This is a genomic window from Terriglobia bacterium (genome assembly GCA_020073205.1).
Classification (GTDB): Bacteria; Acidobacteriota; Polarisedimenticolia; order Polarisedimenticolales; family JAIQFR01; genus JAIQFR01.
Genome location: JAIQFR010000198.1, coordinates 1 through 3,182 on the forward strand (window position 1 = coordinate 1; position 3,182 = coordinate 3,182).

Here is a 3,182-nt window from a genome sequence, read left to right on the forward strand (position 1 = left end):
GATGGCGTAGAGCAGCGGCTGGAGGTGCCAGACGTCGTAGTCCTGCTCCACGATCTCGCCGGGATCGAACGGGCGCACCTCGACCGCGTCGGTCAGGCTGTGCTTCGCCATCTCCGCCGGGGTGCGAATCATCCCCAACTCCACCGTGAGCCGGTAGAACCGCTCGAATGGCGTCGGCCGACGATCAGTACGGATCCTCTCCCTGAGCCGCGCTCGACAGCTCCCGGTACTTGTCGCGCATCCACGGGTGGAGCTTCTCGGCGAGCTCCAGGGAGAGTCCGGCGCTTCGAACGAGATCGAGCACGTGGGCGAGATCGTGCAGCCGGTGCGGGGCGCTCATTCCGGATGCGAGCTCGAGTTCGAGGAAACGCGGAAGGGGCAGGAGCGCCAAGGACGATCCGCGGATCGCCGTCGTCGCAGGGTCGGAAGATGCGATCGGCTTCGGCCTCCCGTCGCCGGGAAACCGACCGGCACCGAGGACGTCCACGCGAACGTCGTACTCCGTGTCGACCAACTTCCCCGTTCCTGCTGCGCGTTCCTCGTACCCGCGACCCAGGTGGCGGGCCTTGAACGCCGCGAGATCGACCTCGCGGAGGATGATGTCGACGTCGACCGTCCCGCTCCCGAGTTCGCCATTCCCCGCGCTTTCGTCGTGCTCATCCGAGACCGTACTCCAAGTCACCGCCGAATCCGCGCGCCCTTTGCTCAGAGTAACCGACCCGCGCCCGCGAGCGCATCAGGCCGAACGAGCTCCGCCGCTGCCGGTCCTGGAGGCTCGGTGGACGAGTTCGAGGATCGTCGCGCCGTACCGTTCGACGACCTTGTGCCCGACTCCCTTCACCCGAAGCAAGGCATGGTCGTCCTCCGGCCGCGAGCGTGCGATCCCCTCCAGCGTTCGGTTGGACAGCACGCAGAACGCAGGGACCTGCTGGCGGCGGGCCTCGGTCTGGCGCCAAGCGCGCAGCGCCTCGAGTAGAGCGGGATCGGGTGCAGATTCCCCCTCGGGTTCCCCGCGCGTCTCTCGTCTCGCGGCGCGGGCGGTGTCGGTGCCGGCGGGCGGCTGCGGGCGCCTGTCGCGCCGGGTCGGCGCCTCCGACTCGACAGCCACGGGCACACCTTCAAGATCGGCCGCTTCGCGCCCCGACGCCGACAAGAACAGCCTTCGGAATTCGATGACCCTCCCGTCCTTCTCGAACGAGTCGAGGCGCTCGGACACGTGGCCCGAGCGCACGAGGGCGCCGAGCAGCCGTTCGAAACGATCGCGCTCGAGCGCCTTACCGAACAGCTCGCGATGCAGCCGACCGCTGGCCTGGCCGTCGGTCAAGCGAAGGGCATCGAGCACCCGGCCGAGCGCCCGCCGCTCGCCTGCGGAGGGCGCACGGAAGCGCAGCGCCCGGCAGTCGCGAGGGGCGCAGATATCGCACCGCCCGCAGCGCCGGCCGTCGTCCTCCTGGTCGCCGAAGTGAGAGACAAGATGCACCATGCGGCAACCGCGGCTCGCGGCGTAACGGGTGATCAGCTCGAGCTGCTCGAGCTTGTGGCGCCGCCGGGCCAGGTACGGCCGCTCCCAACCCGGTCGCCCGCGGGCCGCATTCTCCGCGGCGTCGATCCGCGCCCCGCCGTGGATCCACAGCTTCTCCAGCGCGTTGTCCAGCCGGTCCGGGTCGAGGGCCACGCGTTCGAGCAGCGCCTCGCGCGGCTGCGGCTCGTCGCTCAGGGTGTTCCACACACGCGCCAGCACCGACGCGTCGGGGTAGTCGCGCTCGATGAAGAACTCGTGGGTCTTCCGATCGGACCACGAGAACAGCAGCACCGCCCGCGATGCGGCACCGTCGCGCCCGGCTCGGCCGATTTCCTGGTAATAACCCTCGACGCTCGTGGGTAGGGCCATGTGGATCACGGTGCGCACGTCCGCCTTGTCCACTCCCATGCCGAACGCGATCGTCGCGACGATCGCCTCGAGACGGCCCGCCCGAAACGCTGCCTGGACCTCGTCGCGCTGGGATGCGGCCATCCCGGCGTGATAGGCGGCCGCGGGACACAGCCCGGCGAGTCCCCGGGCGAGATCCTCGGTCTGCCGCCGCGTCGGCGCGTAGACGATCGCCGGGCGGTTGGCCGGATCGCCGAGCAGGCGCTCGGCCACGGCGACACGCGCCGACGGCCTCATCTCGGCCAGCTCGATCGCGATGTTCTCGCGGCGGAAGCCGTGGATGAAGTGCCGGGCGCGGGGCATCGCGAGCTGCTCTGAGATGTCGCGCTGCACCAGCGGGGTGGCCGTGGCGGTCAGCGCGATCACCGGTGCGGGCCGGAGCAGAGGGAGGCGCTCGCCGAGCATGCGGTAGTCGGGACGAAAATCGTGGCCCCAGTGTGAAATGCAGTGCGCCTCGTCCACGGCGACCAGCGCCGGCGTACGGCGCGAGAGCAGCTCCGGAAAGCCCGGAACACTGAGGCGCTCGGGAGCGATGAACAGGAAGTCCAGGCCACCGGCGAGGTAGGACTGACAGGCCTGCCGAGATTCGGTGCGCGGGCGGCCCGAGTGGATCCGCTCTGCGCGCAGGCCCTGCGCCCGGAGCTTCGCCACCTGGTCCTCCATCAGCGAGATCAGCGGACTGACCACCAGGGTCGTGCCGCCTCGGGCGATGCCCGGCAGCTGATAGCACAGCGACTTGCCCGCCCCGGTGGGCATCACCAGCAGGTCGTCGCTCCCCTCGGTCACCGCGCGGCAGACGGCTTCCTGGTGGGGGCGGAAGCGCTCGAAGCCGAAAACCGCGCGCAGGAGGTCGGTGAGCCGTTCGGGCGGCGTCGGCTTGCGCGGGGGCGGCCCGTCGGCGCGGGTCACGTCGCCTTCGCGCCGACCGGGAAGCCTGGGAGGCGTGACGCTCATCGTGCAATCGCCGGGAGACTCGACCGAGGGGACCCGTCCATGGTCGCGGTTTGCGGACGTCGAGTCAACCTCGGCTCCCACGTCCTCCATTCGCGCGTTTCCACAGCGCAAGGCCGCCGGCCGGCGCTACCGAGAAGACCTGTCTTGCGACGTCCACGGGCGGACAGGATACCTGCCCGCATGCGGACGCATCCGTACCTCCATCCCATGAAATCGACGAAAGAAGCGGCGGCACGAAATCGGCCCCTCTCGGCGGGCATGTGCGAGCAATGGATGCCAACGGACCCGCCGGACCGTT

At 70.0% G+C, this 3,182-nt stretch carries 2 protein-coding genes; both read right to left on the reverse strand.

Translation table 11 applies throughout. From position 1 onward, the window contains the following. Positions 1-184: 184 nt before the first annotated feature. Positions 185-682, reverse strand: a complete 498-nt coding sequence (locus LAO51_20315) for a hypothetical protein (protein MBZ5641090.1) — start codon at positions 680-682, stop codon at positions 185-187. 54 nt (positions 683-736) lie between these two features. Further along, positions 737-2,974, reverse strand: coding sequence for an ATP-dependent DNA helicase (locus LAO51_20320; GenBank protein MBZ5641091.1), 2,238 nt, complete (start codon positions 2,972-2,974; stop codon positions 737-739). Between the last annotated feature and the right edge of the window lie 208 nt (positions 2,975-3,182).

Coding starts and splice junctions, on each gene's coding strand:
- LAO51_20320 (MBZ5641091.1), bottom strand. CDS start 2,974: ATGGAGGACGTGGGAGCCGAGGTTGACTCGACGTCCGCAAACCGCGAC.